Below are 14,311 nucleotides of genomic sequence, written 5' to 3' on the forward strand. Positions count from 1 at the left end.
TCAACCATGAAACGTTTTGCCTTGGCGGTTATCTGCGGTGCGCTGGCCACATCGGCCCTGGCGGCGCCAAAACCGTGCGAAGAACTCAAGGCCGAGATCGAAGCCAAGATCCAGGCCAACAACGTATCGTCCTATACGCTGGAAATTGTCAGCAAAGATGATGCGCATGACCCGAACATGGTAGTCGGCACCTGCGACGGCGGTAGCAAAAAAATCATCTATCAAAAGAACGACCGCTAAGACGCCTCAGGGCACGCAATTGACCTGACGTTCTTCGGCAACGAGCTGGCGCTGGGCGTTGTACAGCCGGGCGCTGGGGGTAAAGGCCAGTGAGCGGGCCTCGAGCCGGTAACGCTGGCCCGCTTCGAAATGCTCGTAAGAGATGGTCATGTAGCACAACCGCTCCTGCGGGTCGGTGTTCATGCCCATGCCACCGCCAAACACTTCAAAGTCAAAACGCACGGTCAGTTCATGGCTGCCCGGCGTGACCTGGAAAAAACGCCCATCACGCTGTGGTTGATTGTCCAGGCGCTCGGCCATCAGGACTTTTCCGCCGGGGGTTGGCATGGCGAAGTCGACCCAGGCCATGTTCGGATTGACATCCGGCAGGGGGCTGGCGGCGCACGCAGACAATGCGCCGAGGGCAAAGAACAGCAAATACCTGTGCATGATTCAGTTCCGGGTGGTCAGGTATTCAGCATAGCGCCGATCAGGTGCGCTGACAGCCCGCTGGTTGCGCCTGGCCAACCACTTTGCGCTGTTCGTCGTAGAGTTTGGCCCAGGGACGGAAGCCAATGTTGCCAGCCTGCAACTGATAGCGCTGGCCAGCGTTGAAGTCGTTGAATTTCACGCTCAACTGACAATCTCGCCACAACGGCTCGGCGTTTGGGCCGATGTTGGTTGGATCGACGGTGAACTGATAACGCACCGTCAGTTCATGGCGGCCGGGCGGAACCTGGAAGTAGCGTTTGTCCACAGAGGTTTTGTCATCCACCTCCAGCGCTTGCAATGCAGTGTCTTCAGGGTGAGGGGCGAGGTCGATCCAGGCTTGCGTCGGGTCGGGTTGGGGCAATCCAGCACAGCCGGCCAGCATCAGCAGGCCTCCAGTCAGCAGTAACGCGCGCATAGCGAAGCTCCAGTCAGGCGAGATAGTCTTGCGGGCAGACTCCCCAAGGATGATTCGATGTGATCAGGCTGCTTCCAAGCCATCGGTTACTTGATCGCGTTTTGCGCGTTTTGTTTCCGGCTATGATGTTTTTGTTGCTCAACGGTTGTGCCAGCGTCGATTACTACAGCCAGTTGGCCAGCGGTCAGTGGCAGTTGCTGCGGGCTCGCGAGCCGGTCAGCAAGGTGCTGGCTGACCCGGCCAGCGACGCGACATTGCGCGCGCACCTGGAGCAATCGCAAAAGGCCCGCGACTTCGCCAGCCAGCACCTGCACCTGCCGGACAACCTGAGCTATCGCCTATACGCAGACCTAGGTCGCCCCTATGTGGTGTGGAATGTGTTCGTCACTGCGGAATTTTCCCTCAGTCCGCAGAACCATTGCTTCCCAATTGCCGGGTGCGTGGCCTACCGCGGGTACTACCGCCAGAGTGCGGCGCGGGGCGAGGCAGCCCTGCAGCGACTGCAGGGCATGGATGTCTCGATCAGTGGCGTGGAGGCCTATTCAACCTTGGGTTGGTTCAATGACCCGATCCTCAATTCGATGCTGGGCTGGGGCGACGAGCGCCTGGCCAGCCTGATTTTTCATGAGCTGGCGCATCAGCGTTTTTATCTGAAGGACGACACTGAGTTCAACGAGTCGTTTGCCACCTTCGTTGAGCAGCAAGGCACTCGGCAATGGCGCATAGCCCGCGGGTTACCCCCGGCCAACGACGCCCGGGTGCGACAGCGCGAGCAGTTCACCCAGTTGCTGCTGGACTGTCGCACGCGCCTGGAGGCCCTGTACGCCCTGCCCTTGCCGAGTGAGCAGATGCGCCAGCGCAAAAACGCCGAGTTCGAGCGCTTGCGCAGCGACTACCGAACCCTACGTGACAGCCAATGGGCCGGCGATAAGCGTTACGACGCCTGGATTTACGCCCCCATGAACAACGCGCGTCTGCTGCCCTTCGGTCTGTACGAGCAATGGGTGCCGGCGTTTGCCCAGTTGTTCAGGCAGTTGGCGGGGGATTGGCAGAGGTTTTACGACGCCGTCGAACAGTTAGGTGCGTTACCGGCGCAGCAGCGCAAGGCGGCCCTGAGGTCGTTGTCTGGCTAAGGGGCGCCATCGCGGGCAAGCCTCGCTCCAAGGGGGGCGCTTGTAGCAGCAAGGCTTGCCCGCGATGACAATCTTAATCGTCGCGCAAAAACGCTTGATGCAACTGCGCCAGCGTTTCGAAGTAGTACGCTGGGTGCTCGGCGTTCAGTTCTTCAAGGCTGCCAAAGCCATAGCCCACCGCGGCGGCATCCAGGCCGTTGCGCTTGGCGCCGATCAGGTCGTGTTTACGATCGCCGATCATCAGGGTGCTGCTTGGGTCCAGCCCCTCCTCGGCCACCAGGTGGGCAATCAGTTCGACCTTGTCGGTGCGGGTGCCGTCCAGCTCACTGCCGTAGATCACCTTGAAGTGTCGGTCGAAATCGAAGTGGCGCGCGATCTCCCGGGCAAAGATCCAGGGTTTCGACGTTGCGATATACAGCTCTCGCCCCTGCCCGCTCAAGGTTTCCAGCAGTGGTGTGACGCCATCGAACACCCGATTTTCATAGAGCCCGGTGACTTTGAAGCGCTCACGGTAGAAGTTCACCGCGTCCCACGCCTTGGCCTCGTCGAAGGCGTAGAACTGCATGAAGGCCTGCAGCAAGGGCGGGCCGATGAAGTGTTCAAGTTTGCCGAGGTCCGGCTCATCAATCCCCAGTTTGCCCAAGGCGTACTGGATGGAACGGGTGATCCCTTCGCGCGGGTCGGTCAGAGTGCCATCAAGGTCGAATAAAACGCTTTGGTAATGCATGAAAATTCCCGAATGAGAGTCAGAGCTGGTCGTAGCCTTCGGCCAGATGCAGGTCTTTGAGCTTGACGTAGTTGGCCGCGCTGTAGGTAAAGAATGCGCGCTCCTTGTCGGTCAACGGCCGGGCCTGTTTTACCGGGCTGCCCACATACAGGAAGCCGCTGGCCAGGCGTTTACCTGGCGGCACCAGGCTTCCCGCGCCGATGATCACCTCGTCCTCGACCACGGCCCCGTCCATCACAATGCTGCCCATGCCGATCAGAATCCGGTTGCCGACGGTGCAGCCGTGCAGCATGACTTTGTGGGCAATGGTCACGTCATCGCCGATCAGCAGCGGGAAACCGTCCGGGTTGAATGGCCCGGCGTGGGTGATGTGCAGTACGCAGGCGTCCTGCACGCTGGTGCGCTGGCCAATGCGGATGCGGTGCATGTCGCCGCGGATCACGGTCAGCGGCCAGACGGAGCTGTCGGCGCCTATTTCGACGTCGCCGATCACCACTGCCGAACCGTCGACAAACGCGCCATGGTCGAGCACGGGAGTGTGGTTCTGATACTTGCGAAGGGACACGATAGGCTCTCTCTCTGTTGCTGATAGCTGCGGTTGGCGTCGATTGTAATTAAGATGGGGCAATGTTTCTTCCAGCCAAGGTGCCAACCGTGAGCGTGAACAACCCTCTTTTGCAGTCCTACGACCTGCCGCCGTTCTCGGCGATCCGCGCCGAGCATGTACAACCGGCCATCGAACAGATACTCGCGGACAACCGCGCTGCCATTGCCGACCTCCTCAAGACCCAGGGCACTGAACCGACCTGGGCCGGCCTGGTGCTGGCGATGGATGAGCTCAACGACCGCCTGGGCGCCGCCTGGAGCCCGGTCAGCCACCTTAACGCGGTGTGCAACAGCGCCGAGTTGCGTGAAGCTTACGAGTCCTGCCTGCCAGCGCTGAGCGCCTACTCCACCGAGCTGGGGCAGAACCGTGAACTATTCCAGGCCTTCGAGGCCCTGGCCAACAGCCCGCAGGCGGCCGGCTTTGATGTGGCGCAAAAAACCATTCTCGAACATTCCCTGCGGGACTTCCGCCTGTCGGGTATCGACCTGCCGGAGGCTGAGCAAAAGCGTTATGCCGAGGTGCAGAGCAAGCTGTCTGAACTGGGCAGCCGCTTTTCCAACCAGTTGCTCGATGCCACCCAGGCCTGGACCAAGCACATCACCGAGGAGGCCGCCCTCGCCGGCCTGACGGATTCGGCCAAGGCGCAAATGGCCGCCGCGGCGCAAGCCAAGGAGCTGGATGGCTGGTTGATCAGCCTGGAGTTTCCGAGCTACTTCGCGGTAATGACCTACGCCCATGACCGTGCATTGCGCGAAGAAGTCTACGCCGCCTACTGCACTCGTGCGTCGGACCAGGGTCCCAACGCCGGTCAGAACGATAACGGGCCGGTGATGGAAGAGATCCTCGACTTGCGTCAGGAACTGGCCCGGCTGCTGGGCTACAGCAGTTTCTCGGAACTGAGTCTGGCGACCAAAATGGCGGAGTCCAGCGATCAGGTCCTGAGCTTCCTGCGGGACCTGGCCAAGCGCAGCAAGCCGTTCGCCGCCCAGGATCTGGAGCAGTTGAAGGCCTATGCGGCCGAACAGGGCTGTGCTGACCTGCAAAGCTGGGACAGTGGTTTCTACGGGGAAAAACTCCGTGAGCAGCGTTACAGCGTCGCTCAAGAGGCGCTGCGCGCGTACTTCCCGATCGATAAAGTACTGGGCGGTCTGTTCGCTATCGTCCAGCGCCTGTACGGCATCGAGATCGCCGAGCAGACGGGGTTCGACACCTGGCATCCGGATGTTCGCCTATTCGAAATCAAGGAAAACGGCGAGCACGTTGGCCGCTTCTTCTTCGACCTGTACGCGCGCGCCAACAAGCGCGGTGGTGCCTGGATGGACGGTGCCCGCGACCGTCGTCGCACTGCCGAGGGCGTTCTGCAAAGCCCGGTAGCCAACCTGGTGTGTAACTTCACCCCAGCCGACAGCGGCAAGCCGGCGCTGTTGACCCATGATGAAGTCACCACCCTGTTCCACGAGTTTGGCCACGGCTTGCATCACCTGCTGACCCGAGTCGAGCATGCGGGTGTATCCGGTATCAATGGTGTGGCCTGGGATGCGGTCGAGTTGCCGAGCCAGTTCATGGAGAACTGGTGCTGGGAGCCGGAAGGCCTGGCGCTGATTTCCGGTCACTATGAAACCGGCGAGCCACTGCCACAGGACTTGCTGCAGAAAATGCTCGCGGCGAAGAACTTCCAGTCGGGCCTGATGATGGTGCGTCAGTTGGAGTTTTCCCTGTTCGACTTCGAACTGCACGCCACCCACGGCGATGGTCGCAGTGTGCTGCAGGTGCTCGAGGGCGTGCGCGACGAGGTCTCGGTCATGCGTGCGCCGGCCTACAACCGCTTCCCCAACAGTTTCGCGCACATCTTTGCCGGTGGTTACGCCGCGGGTTACTACAGCTACAAATGGGCGGAAGTGCTGTCGGCTGACGCGTTCTCCAGATTTGAGGAGGAAGGTGTACTCAACGCTGCGACCGGTCGGGCCTTCCGTGAGGCGATCCTGGCGCGTGGAGGCTCCCAGGAGCCAATGGTGCTGTTCGTCGACTTCCGCGGACGTGCACCGTCGATTGACGCACTCTTGCGCCACAGCGGCCTGGATGAGGGCGCGGCAGCATGAGTGATGGGCCTGTGAGCATAACCAAGAAGCGCTTTATTGCTGGAGCAGTGTGCCCGGCGTGCAGCGAGCCGGACAAATTGATGATGTGGAGTGAAGACGACGTACCGCACCGCGAATGCGTGGCGTGCGGTTACTCGGACACACTCAATGAGCAGGGTCTGTCGGTTCCCAAGGAGTTGGGGACGCGGGTCAACACCGGTGCTGTGAAGGTGGCTGATACCAAGGTTCAGACTGTGCAGTTCTTTGTGAACCCGAAGTTGAAGAAAAAAACTGACGAGGCACAGTAACGGCAACTAACAAAGCCGGCTCTCTGAGAAGCCGGCTTTGTTCAGGCTAATGTGCTGATTTATGATCAGCCATTAACTTTAATCCACTTTAATGTCATTCGACTTATAAGTTCAATTCAAGGACTGGTAATACTGGCGTAGGCTTTTGCCAAGGCCAGGAGTTTTGCCTTGTCATCCTCATCGATATCACGGTCATCATCGACATCCTTGTTGATGTTGGCAATGCTGAACGACTGGCCGCCATCGTAGGAGGACGCAATAATTGTGGTGGAGTCCAGCAGCGCCTCGGTCGGCGCCTCGTTTTGTGGATCCCAGCCTGACTCTTTTAATGCAAACTGCATGGACACCAGGACTTCATTTGGATCGACCACAGTGGGACCCAGTTTTTGCAGAAAAATACCACGACGATTGAAGTACGACATTATTAAATCCTTTTAAATAATGATCAAAGTTATAAACGAGCGTCTGGATACTATCGAGGTGCACATGACGATCGCCACTTCATTGTTGTAACGCAGCATGTCGCCAAGTTCATTGTGTTGTTATAAGAGCGCTCATTAGCGTTGTGCAGGTGCCGAACGGCACTAGGCGGAGAAAGGTTCGGGGTGTACTGTATATTCATACAGTCAAAGGGCTCCGCCATGAATTCGCCATTACCCCCGCGCGGTCGTGGTACCGCAACAAACCCGCACAACCGCTTCGCGTCGAGCTGCTCAGTCGCCGAAGACGATGGTTGGTACCAGGAAGTGCCGCTGACCCAAGGCACCGAGGTGCGCATTGAAACGGCGAAGACCATCATCACCCGCAACAACTCGCCAGACTTACCCTTCGACCGTTCGATCAATCCTTATCGGGGCTGTGAGCACGGTTGCATCTACTGTTATGCGCGGCCCAGCCATGCGTATTGGGACCTATCCCCCGGTCTGGATTTCGAGACCCGGCTGATTGCCAAAACCAACGCCGCCGATGTGCTTGAGGAGCAACTGTCCAAGCGTGGCTACCGGTGCGCGCCGATCAATCTCGGCTCAAATACCGACCCCTATCAGCCGATCGAGCGCGAACACCGAATTACCCGGCAAATTCTCCAGGTACTACTACGCTATCGGCATCCAGTGACGATTATCACCAAGGGGTCGCTGATCCTGCGCGATCTGGATCTGTTGACCGAATTGGCTTCGCAGCGGCTGGTGGCGGTGATGATCAGCCTGACCAGTCTCGACGACGAGCTCAAGCGCATTCTTGAGCCGCGTACAGCGGCGCCCAAGGCGCGATTGCGGGCCATCAGGGTGATGCGTGAGGCAGGTATTCCGGTGGGCGTACTGTGCTCGCCAATGATTCCGATGATCAACGATAGCGAGTTGGAGAGTCTGCTGGCGGCCGCCCAGGCGGCTGGTGCCCAGAGCGCGGCCTACATGATGTTGCGTCTGCCGCTGGAGGTCGCACCGCTCTTCGAGGAATGGCTGGCGGCGCATTACCCGCAACGAGCGGCGCATGTGCTGAGCCTGATCCGCCAGAGTCGTGGCGGCGAGTTGTACGACAGTCGCTTTGGCGCGCGAATGCGCGGTGAGGGGCCGTTCGCTGACTTGCTGGCACAACGGTTTGCCAAGGCCATGAAGCGGCTGGGGCTGAATCAGCGTGAGGGGTTCAACCTCGATTGCACGGCTTTTTGTCCTCCGGGTGCGCAGATGTCGTTGTTGTAGATAACGATTAGGCCTGTTTTATCGTGGTACGTAATATGCGTAACGGTACGTTATTGTCGGTTTTTGGCTTGTGGCGCTTGTGGCGCTTGTGGCGCTTGTTGCCGGGTGGTCGATTTCGATTGAGATACGTATTACCAGCCGCTGGTTGCGCCAGCTTCGCTTAGCCAGACCTTCGGCCAACTACTCAGGTATCAAGGGGGGGGGCGGTAGACGGATAATGTACCGACGCCCCAGGTTGACCGTAACTCGCCAAGCCTGTCCTTGGTCTTGGATTACAGCACTGGGACGTCGGGTGCTCAGAGTTACTAGCGTAATTAATTAACTGGTAAACCAGCCTTGAATCCAGCCGCTAATATTATTGAAAGTCGACTTGATATCGGCGAAGGCGTTTTTAACCCACGTGATAGTTTCGGCTACAACTTTTGTAATGAAGGCATTGAGTTTTTCCGACATGATTCGGAATAGATTGAAAATAATATCAGTTGTGGACATTATTGCTTTTTGTGCGTTCGGGTGCCGCTCGCCGATTTCAATGGCCTTATCGAAAATCCGGTCGATATTTTTTTCGGATTGCTCTTTTTCGTAAGCGCGTCTTTCATTCATTTGCTGTTTGAATGTCGCAATGGCAGCTGCATCACCCGCAGCGTTGCTCAAGTTTTGGGCGTCGTTGGTAATGCTGAGCTCTACGCTCTGATTCTGGGTGGTAGCCAGCATTTTTGCTTCCGACTTCAGTTCTTCCAGTGCGATTGCTTCATCTGGGGAAATGTCATCTAGTTGGGTAGCGTTGGGCATGGAGAAACTACGAGCGGGTTGTTGTTTGCCACCCGCCAACACGGATTTGTGGTGGGCGCGAAGTTCGTTCATGGTTTCGACAAAAGCAGTCATTGGGTTCATTCCTTTGAAGGTGTTTTTAGTTTTCAAGTGCTGGTGCACTTGCTGGTTAGATTAATGAGAATTTCAGAATAAAGTAGGCTTAAAGCCTTTCTTTTTGTTTCTTGAGCCAGGCATAAAAGTTGTTCGCTGCCCTGTCAGGATTAGGTGTTGCTGTTAATGTATTCGTAGCGATTGTTCGTGCCACAAGTGTTGAACTGTCGCATATGCTGCTCAATTGTCTTTGTTCAGTCTCAATTAAGTCCGAGGGTTATTGCGGTGTCTGGCTTGTTCTTTGTGGTGACGCCACCGTCGTTTGCATTGCACCTGAGTGATGTAAACTCTGGGGCACCCCCCCTAATGTGCCAACGAGGATGAGTGATGAGTGACAAAGACAAGCCACCGTTGGCTGCATCGGCTTCAGCCCTTCCAGAGGCTGAAAGCGCCGATGCAGCGCTGCAGCACATTGTTGACGGCTTTCTGCATTTTCATCATGAGGTCTTCCCGCAACAGGAAGAACTCTTCAAGAAGCTCGCTACGGCCCAGCGGCCACGGGCAATGTTTATCGCGTGTGCCGATTCGCGAATCGTCCCTGAACTCATCACGCAAAGCGCGCCAGGCGACCTGTTCGTCACGCGCAATGTGGGCAACGTCGTCCCGCCTTACGGGCAAATGAATGGCGGTGTTTCTACGGCCATCGAATACGCCGTGCTGGCGCTGGGTGTTCAGCACATCATCATTTGCGGGCACTCCGATTGCGGCGCCATGCGGGCGGTCCTCAACCCGCAGAGCCTGGAAAAGATGCCCACGGTCAAAGCCTGGCTAGTTCATGCGGAAGTCGCCAAAAGCATGGTCCAGGACAACTGTCAGTGCGCCACCGAACACGAAAGCATGCAGGTGCTGACCGAAGAAAACGTGATCGCCCAGCTGCAGCATTTGCGTACTCACCCCTCAGTGGCTTCGCGCATGGCCAACGGTCAGTTGTTCATCCATGGCTGGGTCTACAGTATCGAATCCAGTGAAATAAAAGCCTACGACGCGGACAAGGGCTGCTTCTTGCCTTTGGACGGTAGCCTTCCGATCCCCATGGCGACGCCCAAGGCGCGCTTCTAGATCTTGCGTGGCTGGTCGGGGCGGCTGAAAAAGCGTGCAGGCTTCGCCATACCGAATCAATCCGGGGAAGGCTCATGGAGGGGGCGACTGAAAGCGCTTCAGCCAAGGAAGCTGCTGGCTTGCAGGGTGATGTTTCTGGCTGAGGTTCAGCCGGTCAAAGTCCTTGTGGGAGTAAGCAAGGCTACTCCCACAAGTGTTGGAGGGGTCAGGCGGCTGGTTGATCCAGCTCCAGGCCCACACCCAGTTGGCGCGACAGGCACGGCCAGCGTTTCCAGGCGGCACCGGTGTCCGGGCTGTTGAGTTTTTCCCGATAGGCTTCGACGGACTCCAGGGCGAAGCTGTCTTCGTTGAGCATTTCGTCAACGGCGTGATGAACCGCCTCATCCAGTTGATTGGCGAAGTCTTCGCCGATCAGTTGGTGGGCAATCAGGTTGGCGACAGTCATGTCCAAGGGGATCAGTGGCTGGCCGAAATGTTTGATGTAGAGGTCGTTCACTTCTTCTACCAGGCGATGGGCCAGGTAGGCTTCGTCCAGCAGGCTGTCCAGGCCTACGTGGCCGTTCATGATTGCCGGCGGTTGGAGGAAGAACTGCTCGGCGATCTTCAGGACCGGCTTGATCTGTGATTCGATCCCGGCTTCGCGCGCGACTTCGTTGGCAGCGTCGAGCAGGTCCGGGACCTGGTCGATGTAGGCGGCCACAAAACGGGTCATCACGCCCTTGGCGTCGACGTCCGGCAATTGGATAGCGGCATGCAGGTGGGGCAATTGGACTTCCAGCTGACGGGTCAGCTGACCGGTTTCGGACTCATGTAAATGGGCACGTTGAATCTGCTCGCGCAATGCGGCGGTGTTCATGAAAACTCCAGGAAACGAAGGCAAGGAAATAGGGGAAGACATAAGTTAGCTTGCTTATGAAAACCGTTAAGACGTATTTGTCATAATTGTTTCACCTTTGATGCATCCAAGTTATATCGATTTGCCATCACCTGGTCACATCCTTCTCCATCCGCAGCCTGCGGCGCAAGCCCCAGGTGTTTCAGCTGATTTACGCCATCGCGTTGCGAGGTCCCACTCGCTGTCTATACTCGGTTCTGTATGAAGTTAGCTGATGACGCCCGACTGCATGTGCAGCAAGGCTTGGCGGTTTAAGTTCGTAGTCTAGGCAGCCGCTCCCTTGGACGCAGGTGAAAGCCGGCGGGATAACAAGAACGATAAGGGGAACCCGCAATGATGCGACATCCACAAGTCTGGATGGGCCTCCTGTTGTGGTCGATTTTCAGCCAGGCGCAAGCCGCCTGGACTGTGAATATGGCGCCTGGGGCTACTGAAATCAGTCACGCAGTCTTCGACCTGCACATGACCATTTTCTGGATCTGTGTAGTGATCGGCATCATCGTCTTCGGTGCGATGTTTTGGTCGATGATCATGCATCGGCGCTCCACCGGGCAGGTGGCCGCCAAATTCCATGAAAGTACGACGGTCGAGATCCTCTGGACCGTGGTGCCCTTCATCATCCTTGTCGCCATGGCTGTTCCTGCGACCGCCACCCTGATCAAGATGTACGACAGCAGTGAGCCGGATATCGATATCCAGGTCACCGGCTATCAGTGGAAGTGGCACTACAAATACCTGGGCCAGGACGTCGAGTTCTTCAGCAACCTGGCCACCCCGCAAGAGCAGATCCGCAACCAGAGCACCAAGGGCGAACACTACCTGCTGGAGGTCGATCAGCCATTGGTGCTGCCGATCGGTGCCAAGGTACGCTTTCTGGTGACCTCCGCCGATGTCATTCACTCCTGGTGGGTGCCGGCCTTTGCGGTCAAGCGCGATGCCATCCCCGGCTTCGTCAACGAGGCCTGGACCCGGGTCGACAAGCCTGGGATCTACCGTGGCCAGTGCGCCGAACTGTGCGGCAAGGACCACGGCTTCATGCCCATTGTGGTCGACGTCAAAAGCCAGGCCGATTACGACACCTGGCTGGCCGAGCGCAAGGCCGAAGCGGCCAAGCTCAAAGAGCTGACCAGCAAGGAATGGACGCTGGAGGAACTCAAGGAGCGCGGTGACAAGGTCTATCACACCACCTGCGTGGCCTGTCACCAGGCTGAAGGCCAGGGCTTGCCGCCAATGTTCCCGGCGCTCAAGGGTTCGAAAATCGCCACCGGCCCCATAGCGGATCACTTGGGCATTGTCTTCCACGGCAAGCCAGGCACCGCCATGGCGGCGTTCGGCAAGCAACTGTCGGAAGTCGATATCGCTGCCGTGGTGACCTACGAGCGCAATGCCTGGGGCAACAACAAGGGCGACATGGTCACGCCAAAAGACGTGCTGGCCCTCAAGCAGGAGGAAAGCAAATGAGGCGCTCGATTGCATGTTCCCGTGAGCGCTTGGGGCGTGATGCCTCGAGCCGCCCAGTCCATCCGTCTACAGGAGTCAGGACATGAGTGCAGTGATCGATGACCATGGTCATGCCGGCCATGACCACGCCCATGGCCCTGCCAAGGGCCTGATGCGCTGGGTACTGACCACCAACCACAAGGACATCGGCACGCTGTACCTGTGGTTCAGCTTCATGATGTTCCTGCTCGGTGGCTCGTTTGCCATGGTGATCCGTGCCGAGCTGTTCCAGCCCGGGCTGCAGATCGTCGAGCCGGCGTTCTTCAATCAGATGACCACCATGCATGGCCTGGTCATGGTCTTCGGCGCGGTGATGCCGGCGTTTGTCGGCCTGGCCAACTGGATGATCCCGCTGATGATCGGCGCGCCGGACATGGCCCTGCCGCGGATGAACAACTTCAGTTTCTGGCTGCTGCCGGCAGCGTTCCTGATGCTGGTCTCGACCTTGTTCATGCCTGGTGGCGGACCGAACTTCGGCTGGACCTTCTACGCGCCCCTGTCCACGACCTACGCCCCGGAAAGCGTGACCTTTTTCATCTTCGCGATTCACCTGATGGGTATCAGTTCGATCATGGGGGCGATCAACGTGATCGCCACCATCCTCAACCTGCGCGCCCCCGGCATGACCCTGATGAAAATGCCATTGTTCGTCTGGACCTGGCTGATCACCGCCTTCCTGCTGATCGCGGTGATGCCGGTGCTGGCCGGTTGCGTGACCATGATGCTGATGGACATCCACTTCGGCACCAGCTTCTTCAGTGCCGCCGGTGGCGGTGACCCGGTGCTGTTCCAGCATGTGTTCTGGTTCTTTGGTCACCCCGAGGTGTACATCATGATCCTGCCGGCCTTCGGTGCCGTCAGCTCGATCATCCCGACCTTTTCGCGCAAACCGTTGTTTGGCTACACCTCGATGGTCTACGCGACAGCGAGCATCGCCTTCCTGTCGTTCATCGTCTGGGCGCACCACATGTTCGTGGTGGGCATCCCGCTGGTGGGCGAGCTGTTCTTCATGTACGCCACCCTGCTGATCGCGGTACCCACCGGGGTCAAGGTGTTCAACTGGGCCAGTACCATGTGGCAGGGCTCGCTGACGTTCGAGACGCCCATGCTGTTTGCCGTGGCGTTCGTGATCCTGTTCTCGATCGGCGGTTTCTCCGGATTGATGCTGGCCATCGCGCCGGCGGACTTCCAGTACCAGGACACCTACTTCGTGGTGGCGCACTTCCACTACGTGCTGGTGCCGGGGGCAATCTTCGGGATCTTCGCGTCCGCCTACTACTGGATGCCCAAGTGGACCGGGCACATGTATGACGAGACCCTGGGCAAGCTGCATTTCTGGTTGTCCTTCATCGGCATGAACATGGCGTTTTTCCCGATGCACTTCGTCGGGCTGGCGGGCATGCCGCGCCGGATCCCCGACTACAACCTGCAGTTTGCCGATTTCAACATGGTGTCTTCGATTGGCGCCTTCATGTTTGGCGCCACGCAGATCTTCTTCCTGTTCATCGTGATCAAGACCATTCGCGGCGGCGAGCCAGCACCGGCCAAGCCATGGGATGGCGCCGAAGGCCTGGAGTGGAGCATTCCCTCGCCCGCGCCGTATCACACCTTCACCACCCCGCCGGAAGTGAAATGAACGCCCCGGCAGGGTTCTCGGCGGAGGTCGTGAATCATGGCTGATTCGATCTCCACGAAAAAACTGGTTACCCGCTTATTGCTGGTGGTGGCGGCGATGTTTGTCTTCGGGTTTGCCCTGGTGCCGATCTATGACGTCATGTGCAAGGCGCTGGGAATCAATGGCAAGACTGGCGGGCAGTATTCCGGCGAGCAGCAGGTGGACGAGTCGCGCCAGGTGCGCGTGCAGTTCCTGTCCACCAATGCGATCGACATGGTCTGGGAGTTTTATCCCAAGTCCGATGACATCGTGGTCCACCCCGGTGCGGTGAACGAGATGATTTTCATCGCCCGCAACCCCAGCAGCCACCCGATGAGCGCCCAGGCGGTGCCGAGCATTTCACCTAGCGCGGCGGCGATGTATTTCCACAAGACCGAATGCTTCTGTTTTACCCAGCAAGTGCTGCAGCCCGGTCAGCAGATCGAGATGCCGGTACGTTTCATCGTTGATCGCGATATGCCCAAGGATGTGAAGCACTTGACGCTGGCTTACACGCTGTTCGATATCACCGCGCGTCATCCACCCGTGGCCGTTGCACAAAAGACCGGTGGCTAGACGTTCAAGCGTGCCCGATAAGGA

16 protein-coding genes are annotated in these 14,311 nt (G+C 58.2%); 9 read left to right on the forward strand and 7 right to left on the reverse strand.

All coding sequences use genetic code 11. The annotated features are described in order from the left end of the window. Nucleotides 1-6 precede the first annotated feature (6 nt). On the forward strand, nt 7-240 hold the full coding sequence (locus tag PspS04_RS00190) for a DUF1161 domain-containing protein (protein ID WP_159992964.1): 234 nt from the start codon (nt 7-9) through the stop codon (nt 238-240). A gap of 6 nt (nt 241-246) precedes the next feature. On the opposite strand, the gene PspS04_RS00195 is transcribed toward PspS04_RS00190, so the two are convergent. Continuing rightward, nucleotides 247-669 carry a PA0061/PA0062 family lipoprotein gene (locus PspS04_RS00195; RefSeq protein ID WP_159992966.1) on the reverse strand — a complete coding sequence of 141 codons (423 nt, stop codon included), beginning with the start codon at nt 667-669 and terminating at the stop codon, nt 247-249. A 40-nt stretch (nt 670-709) separates the two neighbouring features. Then, the gene (locus tag PspS04_RS00200) at nt 710-1,126 is read right to left on the reverse strand and encodes a PA0061/PA0062 family lipoprotein (RefSeq protein ID WP_159992967.1); all 417 of its coding nucleotides are present in this window, start codon (nt 1,124-1,126) and stop codon (nt 710-712) included. A 59-nt stretch (nt 1,127-1,185) separates the two neighbouring features. Between PspS04_RS00200 and PspS04_RS00205 the strand changes: the two genes are divergently transcribed. Next, the gene (locus PspS04_RS00205) at nt 1,186-2,259 is read left to right on the forward strand and encodes an aminopeptidase (RefSeq protein ID WP_159992969.1); all 1,074 of its coding nucleotides are present in this window, start codon (nt 1,186-1,188) and stop codon (nt 2,257-2,259) included. A gap of 73 nt (nt 2,260-2,332) precedes the next feature. On the opposite strand, the gene PspS04_RS00210 is transcribed toward PspS04_RS00205, so the two are convergent. Both PspS04_RS00210 and PspS04_RS00215 read right to left on the reverse strand, forming a co-directional pair. Continuing rightward, nucleotides 2,333-2,986, reverse strand: a complete 654-nt coding sequence (locus PspS04_RS00210) for an HAD family hydrolase (RefSeq protein ID WP_095165113.1) — start codon at nt 2,984-2,986, stop codon at nt 2,333-2,335. A gap of 19 nt (nt 2,987-3,005) precedes the next feature. Continuing rightward, nucleotides 3,006-3,551: a gamma carbonic anhydrase family protein gene (locus tag PspS04_RS00215; protein WP_095165114.1), complete on the reverse strand. Its 546-nt coding sequence runs from the start codon at nt 3,549-3,551 to the stop codon at nt 3,006-3,008. Nucleotides 3,552-3,613: 62 nt separating this feature from the next. Here PspS04_RS00215 and prlC point away from each other — a divergent pair, with 62 nt between their 5' ends. Both prlC and PspS04_RS00225 read left to right on the forward strand, forming a co-directional pair. Continuing rightward, nucleotides 3,614-5,692, forward strand: a complete 2,079-nt coding sequence (prlC, locus tag PspS04_RS00220) for an oligopeptidase A (RefSeq protein WP_174244558.1) — start codon at nt 3,614-3,616, stop codon at nt 5,690-5,692. Next, nucleotides 5,689-5,979, forward strand: a complete 291-nt coding sequence (locus tag PspS04_RS00225) for a YheV family putative zinc ribbon protein (RefSeq protein ID WP_095165115.1) — start codon at nt 5,689-5,691, stop codon at nt 5,977-5,979. Before prlC ends, PspS04_RS00225 begins: the two co-directional genes overlap by 4 nt. A gap of 116 nt (nt 5,980-6,095) precedes the next feature. Here the strand turns inward: PspS04_RS00225 and PspS04_RS00230 are convergent, their stop codons facing one another. After that, nucleotides 6,096-6,401: a hypothetical protein gene (locus PspS04_RS00230; RefSeq protein WP_095165116.1), complete on the reverse strand. Its 306-nt coding sequence runs from the start codon at nt 6,399-6,401 to the stop codon at nt 6,096-6,098. Nucleotides 6,402-6,620: 219 nt separating this feature from the next. Between PspS04_RS00230 and PspS04_RS00235 the strand changes: the two genes are divergently transcribed. Next, nucleotides 6,621-7,679 (forward strand): PA0069 family radical SAM protein, encoded by a 1,059-nt coding sequence (locus tag PspS04_RS00235; RefSeq protein ID WP_159992971.1) that lies wholly within the window; start codon nt 6,621-6,623, stop codon nt 7,677-7,679. Between the two features lie 318 nt (nt 7,680-7,997). Here the strand turns inward: PspS04_RS00235 and PspS04_RS00240 are convergent, their stop codons facing one another. Beyond that, nucleotides 7,998-8,564 (reverse strand): hypothetical protein, encoded by a 567-nt coding sequence (locus PspS04_RS00240; protein WP_159992973.1) that lies wholly within the window; start codon nt 8,562-8,564, stop codon nt 7,998-8,000. Between the two features lie 366 nt (nt 8,565-8,930). Here PspS04_RS00240 and PspS04_RS00245 point away from each other — a divergent pair, with 366 nt between their 5' ends. Further along, a complete protein-coding gene (locus PspS04_RS00245; protein WP_159992975.1) occupies nt 8,931-9,662 on the forward strand; it encodes a carbonic anhydrase in 732 nt (243 codons plus the stop codon). A 205-nt stretch (nt 9,663-9,867) separates the two neighbouring features. Here PspS04_RS00245 and PspS04_RS00250 read toward each other — a convergent pair whose 3' ends face one another. Next, nucleotides 9,868-10,518 carry a hypothetical protein gene (locus PspS04_RS00250; protein ID WP_095165121.1) on the reverse strand — a complete coding sequence of 217 codons (651 nt, stop codon included), beginning with the start codon at nt 10,516-10,518 and terminating at the stop codon, nt 9,868-9,870. A 372-nt stretch (nt 10,519-10,890) separates the two neighbouring features. Between PspS04_RS00250 and coxB the strand changes: the two genes are divergently transcribed. From coxB to PspS04_RS00265, 3 genes are all read left to right on the forward strand, one after another. After that, entirely contained in the window at nt 10,891-12,018 is a 1,128-nt protein-coding gene (coxB, locus tag PspS04_RS00255) for a cytochrome c oxidase subunit II (protein ID WP_159992977.1), read from the forward strand. Nucleotides 12,019-12,100: 82 nt separating this feature from the next. Further along, nucleotides 12,101-13,693, forward strand: coding sequence for a cytochrome c oxidase subunit I (ctaD, locus tag PspS04_RS00260; RefSeq protein ID WP_095165123.1), 1,593 nt, complete (start codon nt 12,101-12,103; stop codon nt 13,691-13,693). A 36-nt stretch (nt 13,694-13,729) separates the two neighbouring features. Then, complete coding sequence (locus tag PspS04_RS00265; protein WP_095165124.1) at nt 13,730-14,287, forward strand: cytochrome c oxidase assembly protein; 558 nt, start codon at nt 13,730-13,732, stop codon at nt 14,285-14,287. Nucleotides 14,288-14,311: the final 24 nt, after the last annotated feature.

It is taken from the genome of Pseudomonas sp. S04, from assembly GCF_009834545.1.
In the GTDB taxonomy this organism is placed as follows: domain Bacteria; phylum Pseudomonadota; class Gammaproteobacteria; order Pseudomonadales; family Pseudomonadaceae; genus Aquipseudomonas.